Genomic DNA, 14942 nt, shown 5'->3' with positions numbered 1-14942 from the left:
TGTTGGTCTGATCGCCGGATCGACGTCCCGGAAGGGATCCGTCTAGCAGGTGGTCGGTCGGGGCCCGACCCGCAACGCCTTGGCGACCTCTTGGACGTCGGTTCGGGAGCCGGCGGCCGCGACTTGCACGACCAGGTCGAACGCCTCGTCCTCGGACAGGCCGGGGCGCTTGCCGTGGAGGGCGAGGAGGACGCGGGCGGCCGTCCAGCCGACGCGTTTGTTGCCGTCGACGAACGGGTGGTTGCCGAGGACGGAGTGCAGCAGCGCGGCCGCCTTCTCCTCGACCGTCGGGAACGCCTCGGCGCCGAAGGTGACGGCCTGCGGACGCGCGGCGGCGGAGGCGACGAGGCCGGGGTCCCGTACCTGGGCCGTCCCGCCGTGCAGAGCCGCGTTGATCGCGATGAGGTCGGCGGGGGTGATCATGCGTCCCCCAGTCGGGCGAGCAGTGTCGCGTCCTCGTCCATGATCTCCTGGATCAGGGTGTGGACGCGTGCCCGGTGCTCCCTGCGTCGCCGAACCCAGTCGGTGACCGCCCGGGTGAGCGCTTCTTCCAGCGGAAGGCCCTCGTCCGCGGCGATGGCGGTCAGGTCGTCCTGAAGCGTTCGTGGCAGTTCGACGTTCATTTTCGTCAGGCTAGTGAGGGGCTTCGCGATCCTTCCAGCGGTTATCCGTGGTCAGCATTCGATGACGTTGACGGCGAGGCCGCCGCGGGAGGTCTCCTTGTATTTGTCGAGCATGTCGCGGCCGGTGTCCCTCATGGTTCTGATGGCCTTGTCGAGGGAGACGAAGTGGCGGCCGTCGCCGCGGAGGGAGATGCGGGCGGCGCTGATGGCCTTGATGGCGCCGACGGCGTTGCGTTCGATGCAGGGGACCTGGACGAGGCCGCCGACCGGGTCGCAGGTGAGGCCGAGGTTGTGCTCGATGCCGATCTCGGCGGCGTTCTCGACCTGTTCGGGGGTGCCGCCGAGGACCTCGGTGAGCCCGGCGGCGGCCATGGAGCAGGCCGAGCCGACCTCGCCCTGGCAGCCGACCTCGGCGCCGGAGATGGAGGCGTTCTGTTTGAACAGGACGCCGATCGCGCCCGCGGCGAGGAGGAACCGGACGACGCCCTCGTCGTCGCGGCCGGGGACGAAACGGTCGTAGTAGTGCAGGACGGCCGGGATGATCCCGGCGGCGCCGTTGGTGGGCGCGGTGACGATACGGCCACCGGCGGCGTTCTCCTCGTTGACGGCGAGGGCGAACAGGGTGACCCAGTCCATGGCGTGCAGGGGATCGGCGGGCTTCTCGGCCGTGAGCTGGCGGTGGAGCTGGGGGGCGCGGCGGCGGACCTTCAGGCCGCCGGGAAGGAGGCCCTCGCGGGTGCAGCCGCGGGTGACGCAGGCGCGCATCACGTCCCAGAGGTTGAGGAGATCCCGGCGGATCTCCTCGGGGGAGCGGCCGAACGCGTGCTCGTTCTCCAGCATGAGCGCCGAGACGGAGAGGCCCGTCTCGCGGCAGCGGTCGAGGAGTTCGGTGGCCGTGTCGAACGGGTGGGGCAGGACGGTGTCGTCGGGTTTGATGCGGTCGGCGCCGGTGGCGTTCTCGTCCACGACGAAGCCGCCGCCGACGGAGTAGTACACCCGGGCGCGCAGTTCTTGGCCCGCGGCGTCGAAGGCGGTGAAGCGCATCCCGTTGGGGTGGCCCGGGAGTGATTCCTTGCGCTCGAAGACGAGGTGCTCGTTGACGACGAAGGGAATGTCGTGGTCGTCGAACAGGCGCAGGGCGCCGCGTGCGCGGATCGCCTCCAGGCGTTCGTCCACCCGGTCGACGTCGACGAGTTCCGGCTTGTCGCCTTCGAGGCCGAGGATGACGGCCTTGTCGCTGCCGTGGCCCTTACCGGTGAGGCCGAGGGAACCGTAGAGGACCGCCTGGACGGTCGCGGTCTTCTCCAGCAGGCCGTCGCGGTGCAGGCCGCGGGCGAAGCGGTGCGCGGCGGCCATCGGACCACCGGTGTGGGAGGACGACGGGCCGATGCCGATCTTGAACAGGTCGAAAACGCTGATGGCCATGCGCTACCTCGTCGTAGCGCGCCCCCTCCCGGCGGGGAGGGGGCGCGGGGCGTCACAGATCCGGGTACAGGGGATGCTTGTCCGCCAGGTCCTTCGCGCGGGCCGCCAGCGCGTCCCGGTCGTAGGACGGCTGGAGGGCCAGGGCGATGATGTCGGCGACCTCCGCGAAGTCCTCGGACGTGAAGCCGCGGGTGGCGAGGGCGGGGGTGCCGATCCGCAGCCCGGACGTCACCATCGGCGGCCTCGGGTCGCCGGGGACGGCGTTGCGGTTGACGGTGATGCCGATGCCGTGCAGACGGTCCTCGGCGTCCCGCCCGGTGAGCTCGGAGTCCACCAGGTCGACCAGGACGAGATGGACGTCCGTCCCGCCGGTCAGGACCTTCACCCCGGCCTTGGCGGAGTCCTCGGCGAGGAGCCGGTCGGCGAGCAGCCGCGCCCCCTCGACGGTGCGTTCCTGCCGTTCGCGGAACTCCTGCGAGGCGGCGACCTTGAGCGCCACGGCCTTGGCGGCGATCACGTGCTCCAGCGGGCCGCCCTGCATGCCGGGGAACACCGCGGAGTTGATCTTCTTGCCGTACTCCTCACGGGCGAGGATCAGCCCGCCGCGGGGGCCGCCGAGCGTCTTGTGCGTCGTGGTCGTCACGACGTCGGCGTACGGGACGGGCGAGGGGTGCAGGCCCGCCGCGACCAGGCCCGCGAAGTGCGCCATGTCGACCATGAGCAGCGCTCCGACCGAGTCGGCGACCGTCCGGAAGGCCGCGAAGTCGAGCTGCCGCGGATACGCGGACCAGCCCGCCACGATCATCTTCGGACGGTGCTCGGCCGCGAGCGTCGCGACCTCGTCCATGTCGACCAGGCCGTCCTCGGCGCGCACGTGGTAGGGCACCACGTTCAGCGTCTTGCCGGAGTAGTTCAGCCGCATCCCGTGCGTGAGGTGCCCGCCGTGCGCGAGGTCGAGGCCGAGGATCGTGTCACCGTGCTGGAGCAGCGCGAAGTACACGGCCGTGTTGGCCTGCGCGCCGCTGTGCGGCTGGACGTTCGCGTGCTCCGCGCCGAACAGCGCCTTGGCCCGGTCGATCGCGAGCTGCTCGGCGACGTCGACGTACTCGCAGCCGCCGTAGTAGCGCCTGCCGGGGTAGCCCTCCGCGTACTTGTTGGTCAGCACGGAGCCCTGCGCCTCCAGCACCGACACCGGCGCGAAGTTCTCCGACGCGATCATTTCGAGGGTGGACTGCTGCCGCCGCAGCTCCGCGGCGACGGCCTCGGCGATCTCGGGGTCGATCGCGGCGAGCGGGTCGTGCAGGCTCACCGGTCAGGCCTCCTCGATCAGCTTCTCGTAGGCGGCGGAGTCCAGCAGGTCGCCCGGCTCCTCCGAGACGCGGACCTTGAAGATCCAGCCCTCGCCGTACGGGTCGTCGTTGATGACCTTCGGCTCGTCCACCACCGCCGCGTTGATCGCGGTGATCTCGCCGCTGACGGGGGAGTAGATGTCGCTGACCGACTTGGTCGACTCCACCTCGCCGCAGGGCTCGCCCGCCTCGACGGTGTCGCCCTCCGACGGCTGGACCTCGATGTAGACGATCTCTCCGAGGGCGTCGGCGGCGTGGGCGGTGATGCCGACGGTGACGATGCCGTCCTCACCGCCGAGGCCGGACACCCACTCGTGCTCCTCGCTGTAGCGGAGCTGCTCCGGAACGCTCACGATCACTTCTCTCTCTTCCTTGCGGGGTTCGCCGCAGACACCTGGGCGGGTTCTGTTCAGGATCGCTTGTAGAACGGCAGGGCCACCACGTCCACCGGCTCGGGCCGGCCGCGGACGTCCACGGCGAGGCCCGTCTCCTCGACACCGCTGTCGAGGTACGCCATGGCGATCGGCCTGCCCAGTGTGGGGGACGGGGCGCCGCTCGTCACGACCCCGCACGGCGTGCCGCCGGACGTGACGACCTGGTATCCCTTGCGCGGCGCCCGGCGTCCGTGCGCCACCAGTCCCACGAGCCTACGACCAGGCGGGGTCTGCGCCACCGCCTCCAGGGCCGACTTCCCGACGAAGTCGCCGGGCTTGTCCAGCTTCACGACCCGTCCGAGGCCCGCCTCGAACGGCGTGACGTCCGGTGTCAGCTCGTTGCCGTACAGCGGCATGCCCGCTTCGAGACGCAGCGTGTCGCGGGCCGACAGCCCGGCGGGCACCACGTCGTCGACCCTTTCGAGCGCCTTCCACAGCGGGACGGCGTCGGCCACGTCCACGAACAGTTCGAACCCGTCCTCGCCCGTGTACCCGGTCCGGGCGACGAGCGCGTCGACGCCGGCGACCCGTCCCGCGAGGATCGCGTAGTACCTGAGGTCGGCCAGCGGCGCGTCGGTGAACGCGCCGAGGATCTTCTGCGAGCGCGGCCCCTGCAACGCGATCAGTGCGTACGACGCGGAACGGTCCTCCACGGCCGCGTCGAAGCGCGCCACCCGCTCCGTCAACGCGTCCCGGACGACGGCGACGTTGGCGGCGTTCGCGACGACCATCCACGTCTCGTCCCCGAGCCGGTACACGATCAGGTCGTCGAGGACGCCGCCGTCCGGCGCGCAGAGCATCGTGTAGCGGGCCTTGCCGACGGCCATCGACGCCAGCTTCCCGACCACCGCGTGGTCGAGGGCGGCGCCCGCGTCCGGCCCGGAGAGAAAGATCTCCCCCATATGGGACAGGTCGAACAGCCCGGCCCCGGTGCGCACGGCCTGGTGCTCGGCGGTCTCGCCGGCGTAGCGCAGCGGCATCAGATGACCGGCGAAGTCCACGAGGTTCGCGCCGAGATCCAGGTGGACGTCGTGCAACGGCGTCTTCACCGGAGTATTCGGGTTCGGATCGGCGGACATGGGTTCGGCTCCTTCGTCACGGGCGCATGTGGTCCATCGTCCCACTCGCGCACCGGGCGTGTCGGTGCCTCCCCCTCTGTCATCGGCGCCTGAGAGTTTCACCCGTCCGTCCGGCGGGCTTTCACCTTCGGCGGGGGACGTCGCGTCCCCGCTTTCCAGAGGTCGCCTCGCCCTCGCGGTCCGTTGGCCTGAGAGGTTCCGGGGAGGAGTTGCTCCTTCGGCGTCCCTCACCGGCTGCGAGGGACTCTCCCGCACGGGGTCGTCGGCCCGGCCAGGCTAGCAGCGGCCCCGTTCCGCGACCAGCCACGGGGTCCGGTGGGATTTCAACCGAACGCGGGCGGTTGACGTACCCTGTTGTGATTGTTGGAGATCACCTCGCGGGCGGGGTGGCGCGCGAGCGGAGGGACGTGGCGGATGGCCTACCTGGCTGGGGCTCTGATCCTGTTCTTCGGCCTGCTGGTGTCCATCGCGCTCCACGAGCTCGGGCACTTCTCGTTCGCCAAACTCTTCAAGGTCCGCACGACCCAGTTCATGGTGGGTTTCGGGCCGACGATGAAGTCCTGGCGGCGCGGTGAGACCGAGTACGGCATCAAGTGGATCCCGCTCGGCGGCTACATCCGCATGATCGGGATGCTGCCGCCCCGCAAGGGCGACGCCCCCGGGCAGATCCGGCGGGCCAGCACCGGCCCCTGGCAGGGCCTCATCGAGTCGGCGCGCGGCGCCGCGCTGGAGGAGGTCAGGCCCGGCGACGAGGACCGTGTCTTCTACGCCAAGAAGTGGTGGCAGAAGATGCTGATCATGATCGGCGGGCCCGCGATGAACCTGCTCCTCGCGGTGCTGTTCTTCGCGATCCTGCTGATGGGCATCGGCACCAACCAGCCGCAGCCGGTGATCCAGAAGGTCGCGCAGTGCATCGTCCCGGCGAGCCAGGCGAACCTGCGGGAATGCCCGGCGAACGCGCCGCCGACCCCCGCCAAGCAGGTCGGCCTCCAGCCGGGCGACCAGATCACGGCGTTCGGCGGCACGAGGATCGACGACTACCGGGATCTCCAGAACCTGATCCGCGACTCCGGCGGGCGGAGCGTGCCGATGACCGTCCGGCGGGACGGCAAGGACCTGACGCTGACCGTCCCGATCACCCGTAACCAGCTGCGCGACCTGGAGAACGAGGACAAGATCGTCAACGTCGGGTTCCTCGGCATCACCCCCGCCAGCGCGGTCGAGCGGCAGGGGCCGGGCGCGGTCGCGAGCACGATGGGCGATCTGACGGCCCGCACCGCCGGGGCCCTGGTGCGGATGCCGCAGAAGATGGTCGGGGTGTGGAACGCGGCGTTCGGCGGCGAGGAACGCGACCCGAACGGCCCGATCGGCGTCGTCGGCGTCAGCCGGATCGGCGGCGAGGTCGCCGCCGACGCGGACTACACCGCGACCCAGAAGGTGTCCTACTTCGTGATGCTGCTCGGGTCGCTGAACCTCGCGGTCGGGCTGTTCAACCTGGTGCCGCTGCTGCCGCTGGACGGCGGTCACATCGCCGGCGCCATCCTGGAGGCGATCAAGAAGCTGTTCGCCAAGATCTTCCGCAGGCCGGATCCGGGATATGTGGACGTCGCCAAGGCCCTTCCGGTGACGTATGTGATGGCGGCCGTCCTCATCGTCATGGGCGGGCTGCTGATCTACGCCGACCTGTTCAACCCGGTCCGCGTCACGGGATAGCCGCGCCGGGTCAGGGGAAGGCGGGCAGCTCGCCGGTCTTCAGGAAGCCGTCCAGCGCGGCCCGGTACGGCGCGATGTCGAGGCCCTGCTCCGCCAGCCAGGCGTCCGACCCGTACGTCCCGGTGTACCGGTCGCCGCCGTCGCAGATCAGCGTGACGACGCTGCCGCGTTCCCCGCGCGCCAGCATCTCGGCGATCAGCTCCGCCGCGCCCCACATGTTCGTGCCGGTCGAGCCGCCGACGTCGCGCCCACTGACCTCGGCCGTCCAGCGCATCGCCGCGACGGACGCCGCGTCCGGCACCCGGACCATCCGGTCGATCACCGTGGGCAGGAACGACGGCTCGACCCGGGGCCGCCCGATGCCCTCGATCCGGGAGCCCGCCGCCGTCCGCTCCGGGTCGCCGTCGGCGAAGGAGCCGTGGAACGCCGAGCCCTCGGGGTCGACGACCGCCAGCCGCGTCTGGAACCGCCGGTACCGCACGTACCGGCCGATCGTCGCGGACGTCCCGCCGGTGCCGGCGCCGACCACGACCCACGACGGCTCGGGGAACCGCTCCAGCCGCAGCTGCTCGAAGATCGACTCGGCGATGTTGTTGTTGCCGCGCCAGTCCGTGGCCCGCTCGGCGTAGGTGAACTGGTCCATGAAGTGGCCGCCGCACTCGGCCGCGAGCCGCCGCGACTCGTCGTAGATCGAGGACGGGTCGCGCACCAGATGGCAGCGGCCGCCGTAGAACTCGATCAGCTGGATCTTCTCCGGGCTGGTGGACGCGGGCATCACCGCGACGAACGGCAGCCCGAGCAGCCGCGCGAAGTACGCCTCCGACACCGCGGTCGACCCGCTGGACGCCTCGATGATCGTCGTGTCGTGGCGGATCCAGCCGTTCGCGAGCCCGTACAGGAACAGCGACCGCGCCAGCCGGTGCTTCAACGACCCTGTCGGGTGGACGGACTCGTCCTTCAGGTACAGGTCGATGCCCCAGTCGGGCGGCAGCGGGAACACGTGCAGGTGCGTGTCGGCACTACGGTTGGCGTCGGCGTCGACACGCCGGATCGCCTCCGACACCCAGGCGCGATACGCCGGGTCGGTGCGATCCACGGTACGGCTCACAGCGGCCTTCCCCCTGAAATGTCACAGTTCCGCGGTGTCCGGTGTTGGAGTCCCACGATATCCGTGCATGTCGCCGGGCATGATGGAGGTTGCGGGGGGCAGATGATCGAGATGTTCGACGAACGCATCGTGGCGACCGGGCGGCTGCCGCTGTTCGGTTTCTTCGTCGCGTTCATCGTCACGTTCGTGTTGACGCGGGTGAACGTGCGGTTGATCCGCTCCGACGTGCGCTGGATCCGGAACGTGACCGCGGGTGACGTCCACATCCACCATGTCGTGTTCGGCGTCGTGCTGATGCTGGCGGGCGGCGTCGCGAGCCTCGCCGTACCGGACGGCCACGTCCGCCTGGATCTGGTCGCGGCCGTCGTGTTCGGCATGGGCTCCGCGCTGGTGCTGGACGAGTTCGCGCTGATCCTGCATCTCAGCGACGTCTACTGGACGGAGAAGGGCCGCGCGTCCGTCGACGCCGTCTTCGTCGCCATCGCCGTGACCGGGCTTTTGCTGCTCGGCGTCCGCCCGTTCGGCTACGAGGGCGTCGGCATCGACCCGGGCGGCGGCGACCTCAGCGGCCTCTACGTCGCGTTCCTCATCGTCAACCTGATCTTCGCCGTGCTCACGCTGCTGAAGGGCAAGATCTGGACCGGGCTCATCGGGCTGTTCCTGCCCGCGCTGCTGATCGTCGGCGCCGTCCGGGTCGCGCGGCCCGCCTCGCCCTGGTCGCGGTGGCGCTACGACCAGGAGTCCCGCCGGTACCTGCGGGCCGTCCGGCGGGAGGAGCAGTACCGGCGGCCCCTCATCCGCGGCAAGATCTGGGTGCAGGAGTTCATCGCGGGACGCCACGACCTGATCCCGCCGGAGCTGTTGCAGCGCCGCAACGAGGCCGCCGAACGCGCCCGCCGCCGACTGCGCGGCGCCCGGGCGACCGGACGCGCCGAACGCCGAGCCGCCGCCCGCGCCGAACGCAGGGCGGCCGCCCGAGCGGCCCGCGCCGCCCGAGCCGCCGGCGCCCGCGGAGCCGGACGCAGGGCGGGCGTGTGGGCGGAACGTCGGGCCGAGGCGCACGATCGTCGCGGCGGCACGTCCCGCGGCCGTGCCAGGGCCGAGTCCCGCCTGCGGACACGCGCGGCCTCCCGGCGCCGGGCCCGCGCCGCCCCGTCGGAGGAGGAGCCGCCGCCGAACAGACACGACCGGGTGCGCTAGTCCCTGCTGCTTGTCCGGGGCCCCGCGACCGGGTGTGTCAGTCCAGGACGGGGGCGACGGCTCGGACCGTGTCGATCGTGTCGGCCTCGGCGGCGGTCTTGTCGGGGCGGTAGCGCAGGACGCGGGCGAAGCGGAGGGCGATGCCGCCCGGATAGCGGGGGCTGCGCTGGACGCCGTCGAACGCGATCTCGACGACCAGTTCGGGGCGGACATGGACCGTCCAGTCGTCCTCCCGCACGGCCAGTTCCCGGAGCCGCTTCGTCTGCCAGGCCAGCAGTTCGTCGGTGAGGCCCTTGAACGTCTTGCCGAGCATGACGAACCCGCCGGACTCGGGGTCGCGGGCGCCGAGATGAAGATTGGACAGCAGCCCCTGGCGGCGGCCGTGCCCCCACTCGACGGCGAGGACGACGAGGTCGAGGGTGTGGCGCGGCTTCACCTTGATCCAGCCCGCGCCGCGCCGCCCGGCGGTGTAGGGCGTGTCGAGGGACTTGACCATCACGCCTTCGTGGCCGCGTGCGACCGCCTCGTCGAACACCTCCTTGGCCCGCGCCGGGTCACCGGTGACGGCCCGGGGCATCCGCAGCGCCTCCGGCACGACCCGGGCGAGCGCCGCGTTCCGGTCCGCGCCGGGGGCGTCGAGGAGATCGACGCCGTCGAGGTGCAGCACGTCGAACAGGAACACCGCGAGCGGCACCGGTTCGGTGGCCTTGGAGGTTCGGGTCGCGGTACGGGCCGCCGTCACCTGGAACGGGTGGGGACGGCCGTCGGGGCGTAGCGCGATCAGTTCGCCGTCGAACACGGCGTCGCGGACGGGCAGCTCAGCCATCGCCGCCACGACCTCCGGCAGCCGGGAGGTGATCTCGTCCAGCGTCCGGGTGAACACCCGTGTCTCGCCGCCGGACACGTGCAACTGCGCGCGGATGCCGTCGAGCTTCCACTCCACGGCCGCGTCCGCCTTCAGCTTCCCGAAGGCGTCGTCGAGGGACGGCGCGGACGCCGCGAGCATCGGCTTGATCGGGCGCCCGACCTCCAACGTGAACGCGCGCAGCCCCTCGACCCCGGTGCCGAGCGCCGCCGTGGCGACGGGGCCGAGCGACCCCCGCAGCATCACCGCCCGCCGCACCTCCGCGGACGGCACCCCTGCCGCCGCCGCGATCGCCTCCGCCATCACGCCGTCCAGCGCGCCCTGCCGCAGCTCGCCGGCCAGCAGCCTGATCAGGAAGTCCTGTTCGGGACGGGTGGCGCGGCCGAGCAGTGCCGCGAGGAGTTCGCGCCGCCGGGCGACCGACCCCGCCCCGGACACCGCGCCGATCTCGGTGAACGCCGCGTCCACCTCCCGGACGGTGAGGGTGGGTGTCGGGGCGGGTGAGGGGACGTCCCGCAGCGCGGCGTATCCGACGCCGATCTGCCGCTGCGGCAGTTCTCCGGACAGGTAGGCGACCACGATCGCCGCCTCGCCGGGCTCGGCCGCGCGCAGGCACTCGGCCAGGGCCGTGACCTTGGCCTTCCGGCCAGAGGTGGCGGCCACCGCGGCCGAGGTCCGGGTGAGGTCCGCTATCAGCATCCCTTCATTGTGTCCACGGGAACCGACAGTCAACACTGGTCAGGGGCCGGGGGCCTGACCTACCTTGACCCGGGGGCCCAGGACGGGGATCCAAGACGGGAGTGAGGTGCGAGGCGTGGGACCAGAGCGTCCGGTTGAACCGTTCCATCGGCTGTATTCTTCGCCGGAGCCGCCGTCTCCCGACCGCGGCCCGTACCGTTCCCGGCGGGTCGCGTGGTCCGCGGGCGGCGTCGCGCTCGCCGCCGCGGCGGTCCTGGCCTACCTGGTGGTCCCGGGGCCGGGCGACGCCGCCGCCCGGTCGGAACCGGTCAGGGCGGCCATGCCGGGGTCGGGTGGGCGAGACAGGGCGGCCCCACCGCGGTCGTCGACACCGGCGGGTCCGCGGGTGGCGCGGGCGCTTCCGCCGCCCTGCGGGACGGTGTCGCAGGGCACCGTCGACCGTGTCGTCCCCGGGGCGACGCGGCGGCAGAGCGCGAACTCGACGCTGACCACCTGCACGTACTCCTCGGCGGGGGCGGAGTTCCCGTGGCTGCGCGTGGAGGCGCACCTGTACGCGCCCGGGAACACCGTGACGCCGGTGCGGGACGCCGAGGGCTCCTACGACGCGCGATGGGCGGAGGCCAACGACGCCCCGCCCGTCCAGACGATCACCCTGGAACGCCAGCAAGGCGTCGGGAACGAGGCGTACCGCTGGTTCAAGGCGGACGAGTGGTTCAAGGCGGACGAGTGGTTGAAGGCGGACAAGGCGGGCCCGGCCGTCGTCGGGCAGCTCACCGCCCGGAGCGGCAACACGGTCGTCACGGTCAGTTACGGCGAGCGCGCGCCCGATCGGGACGCGCCGGAGAACCGGGCGGAGGCGAGTCTCGCCACGGTCACGGCCGTCGCCCGGGAAGTGCTCGCGGCGCTAAATGATTTCTGACCTGAATCGGCCGATCATGGCATATTCCCTGTCAACAGCTTCTAAGGTGGTCGCTAAAGGGGAGGGAGCGCGTCGATTATGCTCCCGGACCATGCCAGGTGATCGGCGCGCGTGACGCCCGGGGAGGAGGAGGTCGACGACGTGACCGTACAATCGGTAGGAGTGTCCTGGGTGAGATGAGCCCAGGTCAGTAAGCCGTACTCGTCGACGGGCCGCGGAGTGGACCCCGCTCCGCGGCCCTAGTGGTTTCCGTTGCATGTGCCAATGCGGATGGCATTTCCGAACCGTTTTCTCGCCAGTATTTGGAGTCAAACAAAATGGCCCGGTGGTCGCTTTTCGCGGCCGCGGGTTCCGCGATCAGACGCGGGGAGCGGGCAGCTTCGCCAGGAGGCGCAGAGAGGCCGGGGACACCCGCGACAGGGTGTGCAGGAGATGCCCCTCGAAGTTGACGGGGACCACCGGCCTGTTCTTCACGATGGCGTGCACGATCCGCTCCGCGACCTTCTCCGGCGGGTAGTTGCGCATCTGGAGGGCCCGCCGGCCGCGCTCGCGCAGCCGCTCACGGGTCGACTCGTCACGCACCGCGTAGAGCCCGTTCTTGGCGATGTCGGTGCTGACGAAGCCGGGGCAGACGGCGGTGACGCCGATGCGGGAACTCGCCAGCTCGGCGCGCAGACACTCGCTCAGCATGAGCACGGCGGCCTTCGTCGTGCAGTACGCGGGCAGCGTGCGGGTCGGCGCGTACGCGGCGGCCGACGCGATGTTGACGATGTGCCCGCCGAAGTTGGGGGTGTCGGGCTTGTTGGGCAGGGCTTGCACCCGGTCGTACATCTGCCTGCCGAACAGGCGGCAGCCGTGCACGACCCCCCACAGGTTGACGCCGACGACGCTGTTCCACTCGTCCAGCCCGGTGTCGAGGAACGACCCGGAGACCGCGATGCCCGCGTTGTTGACCAGGATGTCGGGGACCCGCCGCGACTCCTTCACCTCGGCCGCGAACGTCTCCATGGCGGCGGCGTCCGACACGTCCACCCGGTAGGCGACCCCTCCGGCGCCGACCGACTTCGCGAGGGTGGCGGTCCGCTCGGCCGCGTCCAGGTCGATGTCGGCGGCGACGACGGTCGCGCCGTGCCCGGCGAGCGCCAGGGCGGTGGCCCGGCCGATCCCGCTGCCGGCTCCGGTGACGACGGCGAGCGCCCCGTCGAAGTGCGCAAGGGGCATGTGGACCTCCCAGGCGTCGGATGAGCGGTTCCCACCGTACAAAGGTCGAGGCGGCGCTCGGCGATTAACCTACTCCGGGTAGGTACGCGAGAGGACGGGACATGAGCGAGCGCGCTCCGGCGATCGTCATCATCGGTTCGGGCTTCGCCGGTCTCGGCATGGCGATCCGGCTCAAACAGGCGGGGTTCCACGACTTCGTGATCCTGGAGAAGAACGACGCCCTCGGCGGGACGTGGTACGACAACACCTATCCCGGCTGCGCCTGCGACGTGCCCTCGCACATGTACTCCTTCTCGTTCGAGCTGAACCCGGGGTGGACGCGGATGTTCGCGTCGCAGCCCGAGATCCGCGCCTACATGGAGCGCACGGCCGACAAGTACCGCGTGCGGGGGCACATCCGGTTCGGCGCGGCCGTCGACGCCATGGAGTGGGACGACGCGGCCCGGCGCTGGAAGGTGACGCTCGCGGACGGGACGGCCCTCACCCCCAAGGCCGTCGTGTCGGGCATCGGCGCGCTGCACGTCCCGTCCATGCCCGAGCTGCCGGGCGCCGAACGGTTCCGGGGCAGGGCGTTCCACTCCGCCGAGTGGGACCATTCCTACGACCTCACCGGCAAGCGGGTCGCCGTCATCGGGACGGGCGCGTCCGCGGTCCAGTTCGTCCCGCCGGTCGTGAAGAAGGCGGCCGGCGTCGTCGTGTTCCAGCGGACCGCGCCCTGGGTCCAGCCGAAACCCGACGTCCCCATCTCCGATCGGCTCCGCCGGACGTTCTCGATGGTGCCGGGCACCGCGCGGGTGTTCCGCGCCGGCGTCTACTGGGGGTTGGAGGCCCGCGGCGTCGGCTTCACCGTCGACCCGCGCCTGTTCGGACCGCAGGAGCGGCTGGCGCGGCGGCACCTCGAGAGACAGGTCGCCGACCCCGAGCTGCGCGCCAAGCTGACACCCGACTACGGGATCGGCTGCAAGCGGATCCTGCTGTCCAACGACTACTATCCGGCGCTCACCCGCCCGCACGTGGAACTGGAGACGTCCGGCATCGCGGAAATCCGGGAGAACTCCATCGTCACCGTGGACGGACGCGAGCACGAGGTCGACTGCGTCATCTACGGCACCGGCTTCAAGGTGACCGAGGCCCTCACCGACCTGCGGGTCACCGGACGCGGCGGCGTCAAACTCCAGGAGATCTGGGCGAACGGCATCGAGGCGCACCGCGGCACGACCGTCCCGGGCCTGCCGAACTTCTTCATGCTGCTCGGCCCGAACACCGGGCTCGGCCACACGTCCGTCGTGTTCATGATCGAGGTGCAGATCCGGCATGTCATGAGCTGCCTGCGGCTGCTACGGGACCGCGGCGCCGACACCATCGAACCGAGACCGGAGGTGTCCCGCCGCTACAACGACCGTGTGCATCGGCGGCTGCGCCGCGCCGTGTGGAGCGCGGGCGGCTGCGACAGTTGGTATCTGGACGACCAGGGCGTCAATCGCACCGTGTGGCCCGGCCCCTCGTTCGAGTTCTGGGCCACCGCCCGCAGGGCCAGGCCGAAGGAGTACGTCCTCACTCGCTGAAAAGAGTGCCCCGGTCCTTCGACGGAGGCTATTTGTCGGGAGCGAAGATGGGCCGGAACCCGGCGACGAGCTGGCGGATCACCGGACGCTGTTCGGCGGGGGTGCGGCCGCGCAGGCCGTGGATCGGGTCGAGGCCGTCGTAGTACGGCGCGAGGGCCAGGAACGGCAGGAGCGTCATCAACCAGGTGGCGAGGACCTCCAGGTCGGCGTCCTCGCGGATGTCGCCCCGGGCCTGCCAGACCTGGAGTAGCGGGTGGATGACCTGCAGGTAGTGCTGGTTCGCCGTGTCGCGGACGACGGACCGGACGCTGTTGTCGAGTTCGAAGTTGGTCGCGGCGGTGACCCCGCGCTCCAGCGGATGGTCGGCCATGTACTCGGTCCAGTCGCAGATGGCGTCGACCAGCCATTCGTCGAAGGGCTGGTCGAAGTCGATCCGCTCCATGCGGCGTTCCATCTCCTCGCGGACGCGGCGGGACGCCTCGTCGCAGACGAACGCGTAGAACTCCAGCTTGTCGCTGAAGTACTGGAAGAGCGAGCCCTTGGCGATGCCCGCCTCGCGGGCGATGGTGTTCAGGCTGCCGGTCGAATACCCGTTCTCGCCGAACTCGCGCATCGCGACCTCCAGCACCCGCTCACGCTTGGCGACGTTGAGGCGGAACCAGGTCGACGTTGGCATAGATCCCTTCGACTTTCCGTCAGGAACCAGTAATCCTCAGGTCAGGATAACGGTCCGTGCCCTTCC

General features: G+C 70.9%; 14 protein-coding genes and 2 riboswitches. Of the genes, 4 read left to right on the top strand and 10 right to left on the bottom strand.

Translation table 11 applies throughout. The features are described 5' to 3' along the window. Window positions 1-42: 42 nt before the first annotated feature. From D0T12_RS29495 to gcvT, 6 genes are read right to left on the bottom strand one after another with little or no spacing between them, the layout of a single operon-like run. Complete coding sequence (locus D0T12_RS29495; protein WP_117403689.1) at window positions 43-423, bottom strand: type II toxin-antitoxin system death-on-curing family toxin; 381 nt, start codon at window positions 421-423, stop codon at window positions 43-45. Then, a complete protein-coding gene (locus D0T12_RS29490; RefSeq protein ID WP_117403688.1) occupies window positions 420-623 on the bottom strand; it encodes a hypothetical protein in 204 nt (67 codons plus the stop codon). The genes D0T12_RS29495 and D0T12_RS29490 overlap by 4 nt, the downstream gene beginning before the upstream one ends. A gap of 51 nt (window positions 624-674) precedes the next feature. Further along, window positions 675-2048 carry an L-serine ammonia-lyase gene (locus D0T12_RS29485; protein ID WP_117403687.1) on the bottom strand — a complete coding sequence of 458 codons (1374 nt, stop codon included), beginning with the start codon at window positions 2046-2048 and terminating at the stop codon, window positions 675-677. Between the two features lie 52 nt (window positions 2049-2100). After that, a complete protein-coding gene (locus D0T12_RS29480; protein WP_117403685.1) occupies window positions 2101-3357 on the bottom strand; it encodes a serine hydroxymethyltransferase in 1257 nt (418 codons plus the stop codon). A gap of 3 nt (window positions 3358-3360) precedes the next feature. Continuing rightward, window positions 3361-3750 (bottom strand): glycine cleavage system protein GcvH, encoded by a 390-nt coding sequence (gene gcvH / locus D0T12_RS29475; protein ID WP_117403931.1) that lies wholly within the window; start codon window positions 3748-3750, stop codon window positions 3361-3363. A 56-nt stretch (window positions 3751-3806) separates the two neighbouring features. Then, complete coding sequence (gcvT, locus tag D0T12_RS29470; protein WP_117403684.1) at window positions 3807-4910, bottom strand: glycine cleavage system aminomethyltransferase GcvT; 1104 nt, start codon at window positions 4908-4910, stop codon at window positions 3807-3809. Between the two features lie 73 nt (window positions 4911-4983). Next, a riboswitch (glycine riboswitch) is annotated at window positions 4984-5072 on the bottom strand. Window positions 5073-5076: 4 nt separating this feature from the next. Then, window positions 5077-5172, bottom strand: a riboswitch (glycine riboswitch). 152 nt (window positions 5173-5324) lie between these two features. Between gcvT and D0T12_RS29465 the strand changes: the two genes are divergently transcribed. Beyond that, on the top strand, window positions 5325-6623 hold the full coding sequence (locus tag D0T12_RS29465; protein WP_117403683.1) for a M50 family metallopeptidase: 1299 nt from the start codon (window positions 5325-5327) through the stop codon (window positions 6621-6623). Between the two features lie 10 nt (window positions 6624-6633). On the opposite strand, the gene cds1 is transcribed toward D0T12_RS29465, so the two are convergent. Further along, window positions 6634-7731: an L-cysteine desulfhydrase Cds1 gene (cds1, locus tag D0T12_RS29460; protein ID WP_117403682.1), complete on the bottom strand. Its 1098-nt coding sequence runs from the start codon at window positions 7729-7731 to the stop codon at window positions 6634-6636. Between the two features lie 102 nt (window positions 7732-7833). Here cds1 and D0T12_RS29455 point away from each other — a divergent pair, with 102 nt between their 5' ends. Then, window positions 7834-8931, top strand: a complete 1098-nt coding sequence (locus D0T12_RS29455; RefSeq protein ID WP_199487774.1) for a hypothetical protein — start codon at window positions 7834-7836, stop codon at window positions 8929-8931. A gap of 37 nt (window positions 8932-8968) precedes the next feature. Here D0T12_RS29455 and D0T12_RS29450 read toward each other — a convergent pair whose 3' ends face one another. Beyond that, complete coding sequence (locus D0T12_RS29450) at window positions 8969-10495, bottom strand: ATP-dependent DNA ligase (protein WP_117403681.1); 1527 nt, start codon at window positions 10493-10495, stop codon at window positions 8969-8971. A gap of 115 nt (window positions 10496-10610) precedes the next feature. On the opposite strand from D0T12_RS29450, the gene D0T12_RS29445 reads away from it, so the two are divergent. Beyond that, a complete protein-coding gene (locus tag D0T12_RS29445; protein ID WP_117403680.1) occupies window positions 10611-11414 on the top strand; it encodes a hypothetical protein in 804 nt (267 codons plus the stop codon). 357 nt (window positions 11415-11771) lie between these two features. On the opposite strand, the gene D0T12_RS29440 is transcribed toward D0T12_RS29445, so the two are convergent. Continuing rightward, complete coding sequence (locus D0T12_RS29440) at window positions 11772-12635, bottom strand: SDR family NAD(P)-dependent oxidoreductase (RefSeq protein WP_117403679.1); 864 nt, start codon at window positions 12633-12635, stop codon at window positions 11772-11774. A 101-nt stretch (window positions 12636-12736) separates the two neighbouring features. Here D0T12_RS29440 and D0T12_RS29435 point away from each other — a divergent pair, with 101 nt between their 5' ends. Next, complete coding sequence (locus D0T12_RS29435) at window positions 12737-14200, top strand: flavin-containing monooxygenase (protein ID WP_117403677.1); 1464 nt, start codon at window positions 12737-12739, stop codon at window positions 14198-14200. A gap of 28 nt (window positions 14201-14228) precedes the next feature. On the opposite strand, the gene D0T12_RS29430 is transcribed toward D0T12_RS29435, so the two are convergent. Next, a complete protein-coding gene (locus D0T12_RS29430; protein WP_117403676.1) occupies window positions 14229-14876 on the bottom strand; it encodes a TetR/AcrR family transcriptional regulator in 648 nt (215 codons plus the stop codon). Window positions 14877-14942: the final 66 nt, after the last annotated feature.

The organism is Actinomadura spongiicola, assembly GCF_003432485.1.
GTDB classification, from domain to species: Bacteria; Actinomycetota; Actinomycetes; order Streptosporangiales; family Streptosporangiaceae; genus Spirillospora; species Spirillospora spongiicola.
Note: the sequence above shows the minus strand (reverse complement) of the source record. Positions and strands in the feature narration are given on the sequence as shown.